The sequence below is a fragment of the Sphingobacterium sp. ML3W genome (assembly GCF_029542085.1).
Taxonomy (GTDB): domain Bacteria; phylum Bacteroidota; class Bacteroidia; order Sphingobacteriales; family Sphingobacteriaceae; genus Sphingobacterium.
On record NZ_CP107036.1, the window covers coordinates 2576155 to 2590546 of the forward strand.

Below are 14392 nucleotides of genomic sequence, written 5' to 3' on the forward strand. Positions count from 1 at the left end.
TCAAATTCATCATATACTTAGAATAATCTTATCTTTAACAATTCGAAACAACATTAATATTCCGATGAAATATCCGTATTTGAAAAGCATAAATAGCCTTAAAAATAATGTGGATATTCCATATGGCCATTAAAGAATAAATCATTTACATATGAAATACTATCTCATTGCTGGCGAAACATCAGGTGACCTACATGGAGCCAATCTCATCAAAGCACTTAAAATAGAGGATCCCACGGCTACATTCAAAATAGTTGGTGGTGATTTGATGCAGGAAGCCACTGGAGAAAAAGCATTGATACACACTTCAGCGATGGCTTTTATGGGTTTTGTGGAAGTTTTGAAAAACCTAGGCAAAATAGCTGAAAATTTGAAGGCAGTCAAAAGTAATCTGTTGAAAGAAAAACCTGATGCTGTTATACTCATAGACTTTCCCGGTTTCAATTTAAAAATCGCCGAATTTGCCAAAAAGCATGGTATCAAAACATGTTATTATATTTCTCCAAAGGTATGGGCGTGGAATCAGGGTCGTGTGAAAAAGATCAAAAAAATTGTCGATCATATGTTCTGTATTTTACCATTTGAAGTTGATTTCTACAAAAAATGGCGCATGCCGGTCGATTATGTGGGCAATCCGCTGCTCGATGCTATTTCAGCCTACTCTTTTAATCCGAAATTCCGGGATGAAAACGGTTTTACAGACAAACCACTCATTGCCTTATTGCCGGGTAGCAGAGAAATGGAGATTTCCAAACTTCTTCCCATTATGGCCGAACTCCCCTATTTTTTTCCAGTACATCAGTTTGTCATCGCCGGTGCGCCTAATTTTGACGAATCTTATTACAAACAGTTCATGAGGGGTATCGATATTCCGGTTATTTTCAATCAAACATATGATATCCTAAACAATGCTGAAGCTGCAGTAGTCACCAGCGGTACCGCCACACTGGAAACAGGTATATTGAAAGTTCCGCAAGTTGTCGTATATAAAGCAAACGCAATATCGGTTTGGATTGCCAAATTAGTGGTTAAAGTAAAGTTTATTTCACTGGTAAACCTAATAAACAACTTTCTCTCCGTAAGAGAGTTAATTCAAGAAGATTGCACAGCATATGATATTTCCTATGAAGTGGGTGAACTGATCAACAACAAAGCGCATCGGGCAAGTGTGTTAGAAAATTACGATATCCTTGCCGAAAAATTGGGTACACCGGGTGCCTCGGAGAAAACAGCTAAATTAATTGTAAAATATCTTAGTAAAAATTAAACTCTTTGGGCTTTCAATTGTCAAACTATTAAATAGTTACAAATAATTAAAGGTTTATGAAATCGAAACTTATTTTAGGCTTTCTTTTTTGTGTCGCGTTTACCTTTGTTGGTAAAACCCAAGAAACACAGCATTTTTCCAAGCTTGAAATTGGAAAAAAAGCCAAGAAAAATATTGACAGTAAAGACTCCACAGCAGTTATCCATATTGACACACTGATCATGAAGGATAACTCTACCTTGTCCTTTTACGGAAAGAAAAATGTAAAAATCACCATTGATTACGCTGAGATCGGAAATAAAGCAACTTTCTATGGGACCGATGGAAAGAATAATGGCGCCAATTTTGATATCAACGCCAATTTTCAAAAATTGGGTTCACTGTATATTATCGCAAAAGGCGATGATGCATTTAATGGAACCAAAACATTCCCCAATGGAAATGGTGGCAAAGTGAAAGTTACCCTGGCAACAGGAAGTATAAAACCACAGGCAACAAATAAGAAGTCACCAAATTATATCTATGCCGATGTCGTAGCAGGTGGCAGAGCTGTCAATGCAAACACAGACTTGAGAAATATCTATGATCGGATAAAAACCGCGCCTACAGGTCTTAGAGGTTTACCACAAGGGCAGATTTACTCAGGCAGTGCAGGTACGGAAGGTTCCTTTGAGCTGATTTCTACCCATTAGGAAGACCGAAACAACATAACGCTAAAAAAGCATCAATGCTCACATTGATGCTTTTTTATTGCTACGCGTTTTTATACTAATTTCAATGACAGCCTCTCTTTTTTAGTTCATAGGCTAACACCAACCTTGTCATCCGATCGTATCTCGCCATTCCCTCCTTCTGATTGTTATGTGTTAGGTATTGATTGTAAAACAGTCCCATCAGATCGTTGATCCAACCGGTATAATCACTCCAAAATAAGCGTTCATCCGCTATATCCGCCAGCACCAACTTGCTCAGTCTTGTTTGATAATTCTTCGAAAGATCTGGATACATGCCTCGTAATTCTCCCAGCATATATAAGGTCGTTTGCAAATAAGCTGAATAGCGATAAAAGGATTGCGGATGATGCTGTAAGCGAACAAAAGCAATAAAATTAGCTTCATCCTCAAAACCAACTCCCTGTTGGTGGGCGAGCTCATGTACATAAGTAAACGGAAAAGATAAGGCTGGCATAGCATAATTTACCTGCGCTTCGTGTGTAAACGGGTTGAAATAACCTGAAACACCGAAATACGAAACAACCACACTATTTAAAGGCGACTTAGCGCGTACCTGACTACTTGATAAAAAAGAAGAAAAAGTGGTATCATTTTTTACCCAACTTGCCAGATCCGCCCGTATATGATCTTTCCGATCCGCCCATTGAGCAGGATTGACCTTTTCACGCAAAGCATTTGTACTATCCAGGTATTCATCGAGTACCATGAGATAGTCTGCAAGCTTCAAGTTATCAACTTGCAGGTTTGCATTCACACTGATCGGCTTCCGATAATAATTCAACCCCCAGGAGACATAAAAGAAAATATATAGCCCAAGAAATAGATTTACGATAAATAAAAGAGTTCGACAAGCATCCGACCATTTTTTACCCCATACCTTACGTATAAGATGAACTAGCCAATAGAGCAGAAAAATAATCGTGAAAGCGTAAAAAATATCCCCCATGCTAAGGGGAATATAGCCAAAAATATACTTCGGGATATGTCCATAAAATCGATAAAATCCCTGTGCATAAAATTCCTCTACCCATAAATTATTGCTTTCGATCAACGATAAAACGAATAGCAAGCCAATGAATGATCCAAAAATAAAAACAGCTATTTTATCGCGCTTTGTCATAAATTATTAGCTTTCGTTTTCGAAATAGACCTTATAATAGTTCATCCCTTTATCTTCATCAAATCCCTTTTCAAGGTATTCTCGTTTTCCATGCACATAGATATGAAAGTTCTTATCCAATTTTAGTACAGACTTGTAGGACGATTCCATCTTTTTGACGGCTTTATCCGCAATTTCAAAACTTGACTGGAAAGGTGAATCAAATTCATTTTCAAAACCAGCTTTATAATCCTGGAACATGGCTATCGCCTGGGGATTTCCCAATACTTCTTCTTCAAATTCCTCCTGAACGAAAGTTTCCTTTTCCTTAAAGTAGTTCATTGATTTATTCATCAAATCAATCTTATCGGCCTTCTCCAGTTCAAACGTTTCATCGAGTTTCTCCTGAACAAAATTCTTATAGACTTTCAAGTAGTTACCTGTCTGATTGAAATTGTCATTACGCACGCGCAGTTTGAGGAACTCGTCTTTCCAATACACCGCTTCCTGTTGTCTATTAGTCTGATCCAGTACAAGAACCTTATACCCTTCCTCTTCCTCAACATTGATGATAATGCATCCTTTGTCCAACTTATTGATGTTGATTGCCTCCTGCTCATATTCCAAGGTGAAAGCCCCTTGTTCAGGATATACTTTTAGGTAAGTCTCTTTGTTTTCCGATTTAAATATACCAATAGCATCGTGTTCCTCGCCTTCAATCTGCACATTTTTTAGCGCTACCACATACACCTCTCCTGCTTTAATCTTGGGGTGGCTGGACACCTCATACAGGTGCTTCGAAATCTGCTGGGAAAAATCATGAAAAGGTAACTGTTCTTTAAAGTACTGACGAACAAAATAAAACACCTCGTTCAGATCCAGTTCTTCATTGGGATGATATAGACGATACACTTCGTTCACTTTTGCAAAGGGGCTCATAAAGTACTGCATCAAAAGTCCGGGCAATACTTCATCGCCTTCAAGGGATACAGGGGCATCAGACAGGATATAAAATTCGTCCTGTGCTTTGTTTCCTACACGATGTATAGATAATGCTTCAAAAGTTGCGTCTTGGTGAAAAAACATATTCTTTATTTTATAAAATATATAAATCTATTGCTATTTTAAATGTTTGGCAATGTGCATTGACAATATCTTTGATCTGCGGAGAATAACCGCCTCCCATACTTACCTGAACAGGAATATGCCGCTGATGACAGAGCCCCAATACAAGTGCATCTCTTCGCGCACAGGTCGCTGGACTTAAATTCAATTTCCCCAGTTTATCGGTCCCAAGTATATCTACACCTGCCTGATAAAAGACAAAATCAGGCCGGATACGTTCAAATAAATCCAGCAGATTGTCTTTCAGAATTTTCAGATATTCTTTATCTGTTATATTTTCAGCGAGACCGATATCCAAATGAGAGCGCTGTTTGATAAAGGGATAGTTCTTCTCCCCATGCATCGAGAAGGTAAACACCTGTTGATGTCCTTCAAAGATATGCGCTGTTCCATTCCCTTGATGTACATCCAGATCAATGATGAGGATTCGACTTGCAAGCTTCTGTTGTAATAGATACCCCGCAGCAGTTGCTTGGTCGTTCATCAGGCAGAAGCCTTCACCAAAATCATAACCCGCGTGGTGCGTTCCACCTGCAATTGTGAAAGCTACCCCATATTTCAAGGCATAACCTGCAGCCTGAACAGTTCCATCCAAAATATAGCGTTCGCGGTCTACCAAACTCTTACTCAAGGGGAATCCGATCCTACGAACCATTTTTGCATCTAAGGTCAAATCAAACAGTTTCGTCACATAAGCCGGATCATGTACCAGACAACAGGTCTCAAAACTTGCCAGTTCAGGTCTGAAAAAATTAGCTTCATTGGCCAATCCCTCATGCTTCAACTGCAGGGGAATCAACTCGTACTTTAACATCGGAAAACGATGTCCTTCCTTGACTGGATGGATAAATTCGGGATGAAAAGCTATCTTGAGCACTTTAAATCTTATTTTATTCATGCGAAGATAAGAAAAACTAAAGCAATCCTATTTTATCCAACAATATCAATCGGATATTTTGGAGTTGTATCGGAAAAAGGGCATCTTTGGGTAAGAACAAATCCTCAAGTTGATGTCGGGCGCCGTTTGACATTAAACTTATATTCGATCATAAATAGATACATTAAAAATAACATGGAAACGACTAATTTGCCTCAATTGTCTGCAATGGAACAGCGTGTCCTGGGCTCCCTAATTGAAAAATCAAAGGTGACCCCCGAATATTATCCCATGACGATCAACAGCTTGCAGGCTGCATGCAATCAAAAAACTTCACGCAAACCTGTTGTTCAATATACCGAAGAGGACATCGTCAATACGCTGGACATCCTAAAAAAGAGAGGGTTGATTTCAACCGTTATCGGTGGTGGATCCAGGGTAACCAAGTATAAGCACAATTTTGCCATACAGTTTCCCCTTGTACCATCTGAATTGACTATTATTTGCCTATTACTTCTCCGTGGACCAATGACAGCCGGTGAAATCAATTCAAATGCCGGAAGATTATACGAATTTGACTCTTTAGGTGAAATTAATGAACAATTGGAGAAACTTGCTCAGGAGGGCTATCTGAAATCTCTTCCCAAACAAGCCGGACACAAAGAGGTACGCTATATCCACCTGTTGGGTGAGGTAAACATGGAAGCTTTTGAAAACAGCAGCAGTGCAGCAAGCGGAGCAACAGATCCTGCGCTTTTAGAACGTATCGGACAACTCGAACAGGAGGTCGCTGAATTAAAACAGAAGTTTCAAGAATTGTGGGACGAACTACATTAATCAATGACGAATACAACTGATTCCAAAACAGAATTATCCCAAGCCACCTTATGGCTGATGACCATTGCCACAGGTCTGGTTGTCGCCAATAATTATTATAATCAGCCATTATTGGGGCTGATTGCCAAAGACCTGCGTGTTAGCGAAGCCACAGTGAGCAGTTCGGCCATGTTAACACAAATTGGTTATGCCTGTGGGCTTTTATTGATTGTTCCCCTAGGCGATATGTTTAAGAGAAAGAAAATGATCTTAATTGATTTTATATTCATTATTCTCTCTTTGGCCGGAATGGCACTTTCCCAGTCTATCACAGCCATCCTCATCTTTAGTTTTTTGATCGGCTTTACATCCGTGATACCACAAGTTTTTGTACCTATGGCGGCAGAACTTGCCCCGAAAGAGAAACAGGCAGCTGCAATAGGCATGGTCATGTCAGGATTATTGATCGGTATCCTTTTATCACGCGTGGTCAGCGGATTTGTCGGTTCCTACTTTGGCTGGCGCGAAATGTATTGGATCGCTACAGTGATCATGGTCATCACAGCAATGGCCATCGTCATCAAATTACCCGAAGTTAGCCCTAATTTTAAGGGTACTTATAAAGAATTGATGCTTTCGGTGTGGAACTTCGCCAAGAAACAACCTGTCCTGCAATTGGCTGCATTTCGTGGTGCAATGGGATTTGGAGCGTTTTCAGCCTTCTTTACAACCCTCGTTTTCCATATCGAAGGGCCACCATTTTTTGACGGACCAGCTACCGCGGGTGCATTTGGTCTTGTGGGCGCCTGCGGTGCCCTTGCAGCTGCTTTTGTCAATCGGATGACAGTATACATAGGTACCGCGAAAATTATCCTCTACGCGATATTATTGATGGTATTTAGCTGGCTGCTTTTTGCGCTATTCGGTAATTATTACTGGGGTCTGATCATTGGTGTGATCCTCATTGACCTTGGATTACAGTCCATGCACATCTTAAATCAGAGTGATTTCTACGCGCTCAATCTTGGCGCTAACAATCGTTTGAACACCGTTTATATGGTCAGCTATTTTATCGGCGGTTCAACAGGCACCTTTTTTGCGGCACAAGCATGGCAGCATTTCCAATGGCCGGGGGTTATTGCAGTTGGAACAACATACACCCTATTGGCATTGCTCGCACACTTATTATTTGATCATAAACTAAGAAAAAACTAATATGAAATTTGGCCAAGTAGATCATCCAGAAGAAGTGGACTTCACACTACCTTCTACGTCTCAGGAGACTTTAACCCTCCTACAACATTTCAAAAATAAAGAACCTTTTGAAGTATATGTCGGCTGTGCAAAATGGAACAAACAGGATTTAAAAGGGTTTTATCCCAGAGGAACAAAGGACGAGCTTGTTTACTATGCCAATCAGTTTAACAGCATTGAACTGAATGCCACGTTCTATAATTCACCCAGCTTAGAGCAGGTAGAAACCTGGAAAAAGAAAACTCCAGCAGATTTTAAATTCTTCCCTAAAGTTCCCCAGTCTATCAGTCATTTTAGCCGATTGCTTAACGCAACGGATAAAGTCAAGTTGTTTACAGATGCTGTGGTTCGATTTGACGAAAAATTAGGTATGGTCTTCCTGCAAATGCATGACAACTACAGTCCAAAAGATATGGCACGGTTAAAATTATTCCTGCACGACTGGCCAAAAGATGTTCCCTTAGCATTGGAAGTCCGAAATAAGGAATGGTTCTCAAAAGCTGAAGTAACGAATGAACTCTATACCTTATTGGAGGAGACTGGTGTAACCAATGTATTGGTGGATACGGCGGGCAGAAGAGATATGTTGCATATGCGCCTGACTACGCCTGTCGCTTTTATCCGTTATGTCGGTGCCAACCATGCATCGGATTATGCGCGTCTAGATAATTGGATAGAAGTATTAAAACTCTGGCGGGATAATGGATTACAGAAACTATATTTTTTCATCCATCAGAATGTCGAAATTGAATCCCCCCTGCTGGCAACTCACTTTATTAAGAAAATGAATGAAACATTTCATTTGAATCTTAAATATCCAAATAAAGCAACAGGCAATACCTTATTTTAATTAATATAAATCTATGACAAAAATATTGATAGCATTTTCATTTATCCTAGTGGTCTTCTTCTCTTGCAGTGTCCAGCAGGCCATAATGAAAACCGATTCAAACATGAAAAAGATACAGCTAGGCATGAGCAAAGAAGAGGTCATCAACACCATGGGAAAGCAATATAAAATCGCTGGCGCAGACCGCCTGGATGATAACGCGATAATGGAATTGATAACTTATGAGAATCCATATAATGAAGAGTATCAGCTATGGTTCAAAAACGAGGTACTCATGAAATGGAATAAAATATATAAATACAATCATAGTCATGATCGAAGTAGAAGGGATGCAATCCATTAAATTGTAATTCCTATTCTCTTTCCAGAATAAAACTATGCTAAAAAAATAAGGCCCAATCTACAGATTAGGCCTTATTTTTTTAGCATAATAGGGTAAACCTATTTTTTTGCATATTTAAAGTTTTTGCCGATGAAGCGAGCATTACCACCCAATTCTTCTTCGATACGCAACAACTGATTGTATTTAGCCATACGGTCAGAACGAGAAGCTGAACCTGTTTTGATTTGACCACAGTTCAACGCAACTGCCAAGTCAGCGATCGTCGCATCTTCTGTTTCACCTGAACGATGAGACATTACCGAAGTGTAACCAGAATTTTGCGCTAAAGTCACTGCATTGATCGTTTCAGTCAATGAACCGATTTGGTTTACTTTGACCAAAATGGAGTTTGCAGTATGGGTATCGATACCTTGTTGAAGACGTTTTGTATTTGTTACGAAAAGATCATCACCTACCAATTGAACGTGATCGCCAATTTTGTCAGTCAACGTTTTCCAACCAGCCCAGTCATCTTCAGCCATACCATCTTCGATAGAGATAATTGGGTATTTCGCTGTTAATTCGGCTAAATAGCTTGCTTGTTCTTCGCTAGAACGTACCGCTCCTTTATCTCCTTCAAATTTAGCATAATCATATTTGCCATCTTTGTAGAATTCAGAAGAAGCACAATCCAATGCTAAGCAGATGTCTTGACCTGGTTTGTAACCTGCGATTTCAATCGCTTTCAATACTGTCTCGATTGCATCTTCTGTTCCGTCAAATGTCGGTGCAAATCCACCTTCATCACCTACTGCAGTAGAAAGACCTCTATCGTGTAAGATTTTTTTCAATGTATGAAATACCTCGGTTCCCCAACGTAATGCCTCGGAAAAAGAAGGAGCACCTACTGGCATGATCATAAACTCTTGGAATGCGATAGGCGCATCAGAGTGAGATCCACCGTTGATGATGTTCATCATCGGAATAGGCAATGTATTCGCGTTAACCCCACCAATATAACGGTACAAAGGTTGACGTGACTCTTGTGCAGCTGCTTTTGCTACAGCCAAAGAAACACCAAGGATAGCGTTTGCACCTAAATTACCTTTATTTTCACTACCGTCTAAATCAATCATGATTTTATCGATGGCATTTTGCTCGAAAACATCTACGCCTTCCAAAGCTTTCGCTATTTTGGTGTTTACATTTTCAACAGCTTTCAAAACACCTTTACCCAAGTATTTTGACTTGTCGCCATCACGCAATTCTACTGCTTCGTGAACACCTGTTGAAGCACCTGAAGGAACAGCTGCACGACCAACAAAACCATTTTGTGTAGTAACATCTACCTCAATTGTAGGGTTACCGCGCGAATCCAAAATTTGACGCGCATGAACATCGATAATTAAACTCATCTCTTTATTAGACTATAATTTATTTTCATTACTTAGTGTAAATAAGACACACTCTTATCTACAGACATTTTTCACAACCAAATATAACAAAAAATGTATTTAATCCGTCATTTATTGTGAATAAAATATGACCAATCTGAATAATTGGTTCAGCAAATACCATAAAAAACCCTCCACAATAGGGAGGGTTTTTATGGTATACTACGTTTGCTTAGTTTTTGATCATTGCAACGAAATCATCAAACAAGTAACGTGAATCGTGAGGACCTGGAGATGATTCAGGGTGATATTGAACCGAGAACGCTTTTTGACCTTTGATACGGATCCCTTCGATAGATTGGTCGTTCAAATTAACGTGCGTTATCTCCACATTTTCGGAATTTTTGATATCTTCAGCTACAACACCAAAACCATGGTTTTGCGAAGTAATTTCACAACGGTTAGCGATAATATTTTTGACCGGGTGATTGATACCACGGTGTCCGTTATGCAATTTACTTGTACGGATACCATTAGCTAACGCTAAAATCTGGTGACCTAAACAGATCCCAAACATCGGCTTGTTTGCGTTCAAAATAGATTTTACAGTTTCGATAGCGTAATCCATTGGTGCTGGATCACCGGGGCCATTTGAAATAAAGTAACCGTCAGGGTTCCATTTTTCCATTTCTTCAAATGTTGTCTTAGCCGGGAAAACCTTTGTATAAACGTCACGTGCCTCAAAATTGCGCAGGATATTTTTCTTGATCCCTAAATCCAATACTGCAACACGTAAAGATGCATTTTCATTTCCGAAGAAATAAGGCTCAGTAGTCGTTACCTTAGAAGATAGCTCAAGACCATCCATCGAAGGAACTTTTGCCAACTGGCTCTTTAATTCTTCAACGTCTAGCGTTTCTGAAGAAATGATTGCATTCATAGCTCCTTTATCACGGATATGTCTTACCAATGAACGTGTATCCACATCGGAAATACCCACCAAATTTCCTTCTTCAAAATAGCTTTGAATAGACTCATCAGCCATTTTACGGCTATAGTTGATGTTGTAGTTTTTACAAACCAAGCCCGCAATCTGAATTTGATTTGATTCGGTATCATCCTCATCAATACCATAGTTACCAATATGTGCATTGGTTGTTACCATGATTTGTCCAAAATAAGATGGATCTGTAAAAATCTCTTGATAACCGGTTGTTCCTGTATTAAAACAGATCTCACCAGTAGTCGTACCAATTTTACCAGCGGCTTTACCGTGATAAACTGTACCATCTTCTAAAACTAAAATTGCAGGCAATTTGCTGTAGTTGGTCATTATCGATGTAATATTATAAAATGTGTATCTCTTCTGTTCTGAATCCTAAAGCCTTCCCTATTGGATATAAAAAAAGCCCTCAAATGGGCTAAAATATTAATTAACAATGCATTACCACGATTGACAAACCGTTTCCTAAGGCACCTACCAATAAAGACTCTACTTTAATTTTCACGGGAGACAAAGTTACGACATATCAGTTAAAAGTGAAAAACATTTTTCAATTATTTTACATCGGACCAGTTTGTCTATGTATAAATCGCCAAAAGTCTCTTAAAATCAAAAAGATGAATACAGGAACGAGCCCAAAAATCATTGGATTTGCAGACCAGGCGTCCCCCCATTGCATTTGTAACAAGGCAATAAAAGCAGTTGTCATTCCGCAACCCGGGCATTCATATCCTGAGATTGCCTTCCAAAGACAAGGAACAAGGATATGAATATCCGTCAGCATGTATAATGCGATAGCGACACCAAAATACCCTATCACAATGGTATAAATCCAATGCAATTGCAGGTATTTCAGCAGCAGATAAACCATTAGTTATTATTTAGCGGGCTTTTGATATATTGACCATCATTATCCTTGTATTTCCCCACAATGATCATGATCAGATCTATAAGCGACCAGATCCCACATCCACCCAGAGTAACTAATTGGAGAACCGCCGTTCCGATCTGCCCCAAATAGAAACGATGTCCACCGAAGGGGCCTAGAAAGAAACAAAATAACAAAGCGGGCAACCAGCGATCATCCTGGATACTGCGATTCTGCTGGAAAGGTTGGTTCGCGTAGAATATAGGCTGTTTCGCGCCACAGAGAGGACAAGCCTCAGCTTTGACATTAATTACCTGACCACATTCCACACAATATTTTTCATCTTCTGTTTTCATTTAGATTTAGTTTGGCGATGGAACTAAAAATCAGTATCCATCAGGGATTAAATAATAGGTTGAAATTAATAAAAAAACTTAAAAAACATATATTTTTTGAATTACGAGTATGCGCGCTAGTTCATCTCCTGCCTCAAAATATCCAACGCGTTGTTACCTGCGGCTAATGGAGAATGATCTATTACCACAAAACTGCGATCTTTTGTTACATAAGCGCAACTTCTTCCTTTATTTTTTTTGCAGCAAGTCAGAAACAACGAGTGACCAAATTTGGTTTTTCAACATTACTTATTCAGTGATTGTTCAGTGCTTGTTCAGTGATCACTCAATATAGACTGAATAAATAGTGAATGAGCACTGAATAAAAATTGATTGAAAATTGTGATTAGGAATAAGTTGGTAGTTGGATGTATCCGTTTTAATGTTTATCTTAATTCATTATAATCAGCCAATTGGAGCAATCATCAAAAAGGGAATTATACCAAAAGTTTGGGGACAGTAATTTTTAAACATAAAATTTCATCTGCTTGATCCCATTTTTAACCGCAAATAATATAAACAGGAAAGGCGCTTCATGACATGAAGCGCCTTTCCTGTTTATATTATTCAACTATTAAGAGTTTATTGCTTTCCAGATCATATCTTTCAATGGCAGAATATTTTTACCGCTGACAGATGAGATGAAAATATACGGAAGCCCCTCAGGAAGCTGCTGTTCCATTTCCTTCTCAAGTTCATCATCAAGCATATCAGATTTTGTAATCGCCAATAACTTGGGTTTATCCGCTAGCTCGGGATTATATGCTGTCAATTCATTCAGTAAAATACCATACTCTTCCGCTATCGTGCGGTCTGTATCAGCAGGCACCATAAATAACAATACTGAATTGCGTTCAATGTGTCTTAAGAAACGATAACCGAGTCCCTTCCCTTCCGAAGCACCCTCAATGATCCCCGGAATATCGGCCATCACAAACGAGCGGTTATCACGATAACTCACCATACCGAGATTAGGCACCAATGTGGTAAATGGATAATTAGCAATTTCAGGTTTTGCTGCCGAGACTACAGACAACAAGGTTGATTTACCTGCATTGGGAAAACCTACCAGACCAACGTCTGCTAGCACCTTAAGTTCGAGAATCATCCATTGCTCTTTGCCTGGCATCCCCGGTTGCGAAAATCGAGGTGTCTGTTTTGTAGGCGACTTAAAATGCCAGTTACCTAAACCACCCTTTCCTCCCGGAACCAAGATCTTCGTCTCACCATCTTCGGTAATATCAAACAACACCTCACCGGTCTCTGCATCCTTGGCAATGGTACCCAACGGCACCTCCAATATTTCATCATGACCAGTGGCACCTGTCCGTAGCGAACTACCACCAGATTCACCATTGGAGGCAATGATATGTTTGCGGTACTTTAGATGGAGTAATGTCCAAATATTAGTCGTTCCTTTTAGGATAATATGTCCTCCACGGCCGCCATCACCACCATCAGGTCCTCCCGTAGCTGTGTGCTTGTCACGATGCAAATGAGCCGAACCTGCCCCACCATGTCCCGAACGACAACACACTTTCACATAATCAACAAAATTCGATCCTTGCGCCATTTACAATGTATTACAGTCTAAAAAAGTATTTATTTCAATTAATAATTATCGATAATATCCGTTAGGTTTTTGAAGATTGTATCTATATCGCCAATACCATCTACCTTGGACAATTTACCTTGTGCTTCGTAATAAGGCAACACATGAATTGTTTTTGTAAAATATTCATCAATGCGTTTTACCAATTTATCAGCATCGTCATCTGAACGGCCAGAGATCTCTCTACGTTTAGCGATGCGCGCTTTCAGTTCGTCTTCATTTACATCCAGTGCGATTACAACTGAGATTGACGTGTTGACACCTTCCAAAAAAGCATCCAATGCCTCAGCTTGAGCAACAGTACGTGGGAATCCGTCAAAAATAAATCCTTTTGCTTCAGGGTTCTTTTTCACTTCCTCTTCCAGCATTGCTATCGTAATCGAATCTGGCACTAAATTTCCCTCAGCAATAATCTGGCTTACTTGTTGACCAAGTGGCGTTTGACCTTTAATATGTGCTCTAAAAATATCACCAGTTGAAATATGAATCAATTGATATTTTTCAATAAGCTTTGCAGATTGAGTTCCCTTACCTGCACCCGGAGGGCCAAATATTACAAGGTTTAGCATAGTTTTATTTAAGAAATTAAAACGAGTTAAAAAATAAAAGCCTAATCACAGATGATGACTAGGCTTTTCAGTCGTGCGCTCCAAGGGAGTCGAACCCCTAACCTTCTGATCCGTAGTCAGATGCTCTATCCAATTGAGCTAGGAGCGCAGTAAACCATTACGTTTAGAACTCTGTCCCATTTGTTTTGGTGACGCAAATATAGTCAG

At 39.5% G+C, this 14392-nt stretch carries 15 protein-coding genes and 1 tRNA gene; 6 read left to right on the forward strand and 10 right to left on the reverse strand.

The annotated features are described in order from the left end of the window. The first annotated feature begins 151 nt into the window (after positions 1-151). A complete protein-coding gene (lpxB, locus tag OGI71_RS11100; protein ID WP_282255516.1) occupies positions 152-1267 on the forward strand; it encodes a lipid-A-disaccharide synthase in 1116 nt (371 codons plus the stop codon). Positions 1268-1323: 56 nt separating this feature from the next. After that, entirely contained in the window at positions 1324-1959 is a 636-nt protein-coding gene (locus OGI71_RS11105; RefSeq protein WP_282255517.1) for a hypothetical protein, read from the forward strand. Positions 1960-2041: 82 nt separating this feature from the next. Here OGI71_RS11105 and OGI71_RS11110 read toward each other — a convergent pair whose 3' ends face one another. The 3 genes from OGI71_RS11110 to OGI71_RS11120 are packed head-to-tail and all read right to left on the reverse strand — an operon-like array spanning position 2042 to position 5123. Beyond that, positions 2042-3121 (reverse strand): DUF3810 domain-containing protein, encoded by a 1080-nt coding sequence (locus tag OGI71_RS11110; RefSeq protein WP_282255519.1) that lies wholly within the window; start codon positions 3119-3121, stop codon positions 2042-2044. 6 nt (positions 3122-3127) lie between these two features. After that, positions 3128-4186, reverse strand: coding sequence for a nucleoid-associated protein (locus OGI71_RS11115; protein ID WP_282255521.1), 1059 nt, complete (start codon positions 4184-4186; stop codon positions 3128-3130). A gap of 10 nt (positions 4187-4196) precedes the next feature. After that, positions 4197-5123 (reverse strand): histone deacetylase, encoded by a 927-nt coding sequence (locus tag OGI71_RS11120; protein ID WP_282255522.1) that lies wholly within the window; start codon positions 5121-5123, stop codon positions 4197-4199. Positions 5124-5297: 174 nt separating this feature from the next. Here OGI71_RS11120 and OGI71_RS11125 point away from each other — a divergent pair, with 174 nt between their 5' ends. The 4 genes from OGI71_RS11125 to OGI71_RS11140 all read left to right on the forward strand — a co-directional run bounded on the left by OGI71_RS11125 (position 5298) and on the right by OGI71_RS11140 (position 8365). Further along, complete coding sequence (locus OGI71_RS11125; protein ID WP_282255523.1) at positions 5298-5939, forward strand: YceH family protein; 642 nt, start codon at positions 5298-5300, stop codon at positions 5937-5939. A gap of 3 nt (positions 5940-5942) precedes the next feature. Further along, entirely contained in the window at positions 5943-7133 is a 1191-nt protein-coding gene (locus tag OGI71_RS11130) for an MFS transporter (RefSeq protein WP_282255524.1), read from the forward strand. A 1-nt stretch (position 7134) separates the two neighbouring features. After that, the gene (locus OGI71_RS11135) at positions 7135-8022 is read left to right on the forward strand and encodes a DUF72 domain-containing protein (RefSeq protein ID WP_282255525.1); all 888 of its coding nucleotides are present in this window, start codon (positions 7135-7137) and stop codon (positions 8020-8022) included. A gap of 103 nt (positions 8023-8125) precedes the next feature. Then, on the forward strand, positions 8126-8365 hold the full coding sequence (locus OGI71_RS11140) for a hypothetical protein (protein ID WP_282255526.1): 240 nt from the start codon (positions 8126-8128) through the stop codon (positions 8363-8365). A gap of 98 nt (positions 8366-8463) precedes the next feature. Here the strand turns inward: OGI71_RS11140 and eno are convergent, their stop codons facing one another. The 7 genes from eno to OGI71_RS11175 all read right to left on the reverse strand — a co-directional run bounded on the left by eno (position 8464) and on the right by OGI71_RS11175 (position 14333). Beyond that, positions 8464-9759: a phosphopyruvate hydratase gene (gene eno, locus OGI71_RS11145; protein ID WP_223578611.1), complete on the reverse strand. Its 1296-nt coding sequence runs from the start codon at positions 9757-9759 to the stop codon at positions 8464-8466. 211 nt (positions 9760-9970) lie between these two features. Next, positions 9971-11071: a glutamine-hydrolyzing carbamoyl-phosphate synthase small subunit gene (carA, locus tag OGI71_RS11150; RefSeq protein ID WP_282255527.1), complete on the reverse strand. Its 1101-nt coding sequence runs from the start codon at positions 11069-11071 to the stop codon at positions 9971-9973. Positions 11072-11300: 229 nt separating this feature from the next. Further along, the gene (locus tag OGI71_RS11155; RefSeq protein WP_282255528.1) at positions 11301-11612 is read right to left on the reverse strand and encodes a DUF2752 domain-containing protein; all 312 of its coding nucleotides are present in this window, start codon (positions 11610-11612) and stop codon (positions 11301-11303) included. Next, positions 11612-11965, reverse strand: a complete 354-nt coding sequence (locus OGI71_RS11160) for a TM2 domain-containing protein (protein WP_282255529.1) — start codon at positions 11963-11965, stop codon at positions 11612-11614. Before OGI71_RS11160 ends, OGI71_RS11155 begins: the two co-directional genes overlap by 1 nt. 613 nt (positions 11966-12578) lie before the next feature. Next, the gene (gene obgE / locus OGI71_RS11165; protein ID WP_282255530.1) at positions 12579-13577 is read right to left on the reverse strand and encodes a GTPase ObgE; all 999 of its coding nucleotides are present in this window, start codon (positions 13575-13577) and stop codon (positions 12579-12581) included. Between the two features lie 38 nt (positions 13578-13615). Beyond that, on the reverse strand, positions 13616-14185 hold the full coding sequence (locus tag OGI71_RS11170; RefSeq protein ID WP_120258455.1) for an adenylate kinase: 570 nt from the start codon (positions 14183-14185) through the stop codon (positions 13616-13618). Between the two features lie 74 nt (positions 14186-14259). Continuing rightward, positions 14260-14333, reverse strand: a tRNA-Arg gene (locus OGI71_RS11175). Positions 14334-14392 lie beyond the last annotated feature (59 nt).

Excerpts from the sequence above, each read along its gene's own strand:
- lpxB (WP_282255516.1), top strand. The coding sequence starts at position 152 with ATGAAATACTATCTCATTGCTGGCGAAACATCAGGTGACCTACATGGA.
- OGI71_RS11105 (WP_282255517.1), top strand. The coding sequence starts at position 1,324 with ATGAAATCGAAACTTATTTTAGGCTTTCTTTTTTGTGTCGCGTTTACC.
- OGI71_RS11110 (WP_282255519.1), bottom strand. The coding sequence starts at position 3,121 with ATGACAAAGCGCGATAAAATAGCTGTTTTTATTTTTGGATCATTCATT.
- OGI71_RS11115 (WP_282255521.1), bottom strand. The coding sequence starts at position 4,186 with ATGTTTTTTCACCAAGACGCAACTTTTGAAGCATTATCTATACATCGT.
- OGI71_RS11120 (WP_282255522.1), bottom strand. The coding sequence starts at position 5,123 with ATGAATAAAATAAGATTTAAAGTGCTCAAGATAGCTTTTCATCCCGAA.
- OGI71_RS11125 (WP_282255523.1), top strand. The coding sequence starts at position 5,298 with ATGGAAACGACTAATTTGCCTCAATTGTCTGCAATGGAACAGCGTGTC.
- OGI71_RS11130 (WP_282255524.1), top strand. The coding sequence starts at position 5,943 with ATGACGAATACAACTGATTCCAAAACAGAATTATCCCAAGCCACCTTA.
- OGI71_RS11135 (WP_282255525.1), top strand. The coding sequence starts at position 7,135 with ATGAAATTTGGCCAAGTAGATCATCCAGAAGAAGTGGACTTCACACTA.
- OGI71_RS11140 (WP_282255526.1), top strand. The coding sequence starts at position 8,126 with ATGAAAAAGATACAGCTAGGCATGAGCAAAGAAGAGGTCATCAACACC.
- eno (WP_223578611.1), bottom strand. The coding sequence starts at position 9,759 with ATGAGTTTAATTATCGATGTTCATGCGCGTCAAATTTTGGATTCGCGC.
- carA (WP_282255527.1), bottom strand. The coding sequence starts at position 11,071 with ATGACCAACTACAGCAAATTGCCTGCAATTTTAGTTTTAGAAGATGGT.
- OGI71_RS11155 (WP_282255528.1), bottom strand. The coding sequence starts at position 11,612 with ATGGTTTATCTGCTGCTGAAATACCTGCAATTGCATTGGATTTATACC.
- OGI71_RS11160 (WP_282255529.1), bottom strand. The coding sequence starts at position 11,965 with ATGAAAACAGAAGATGAAAAATATTGTGTGGAATGTGGTCAGGTAATT.
- obgE (WP_282255530.1), bottom strand. The coding sequence starts at position 13,577 with ATGGCGCAAGGATCGAATTTTGTTGATTATGTGAAAGTGTGTTGTCGT.
- OGI71_RS11170 (WP_120258455.1), bottom strand. The coding sequence starts at position 14,185 with ATGCTAAACCTTGTAATATTTGGCCCTCCGGGTGCAGGTAAGGGAACT.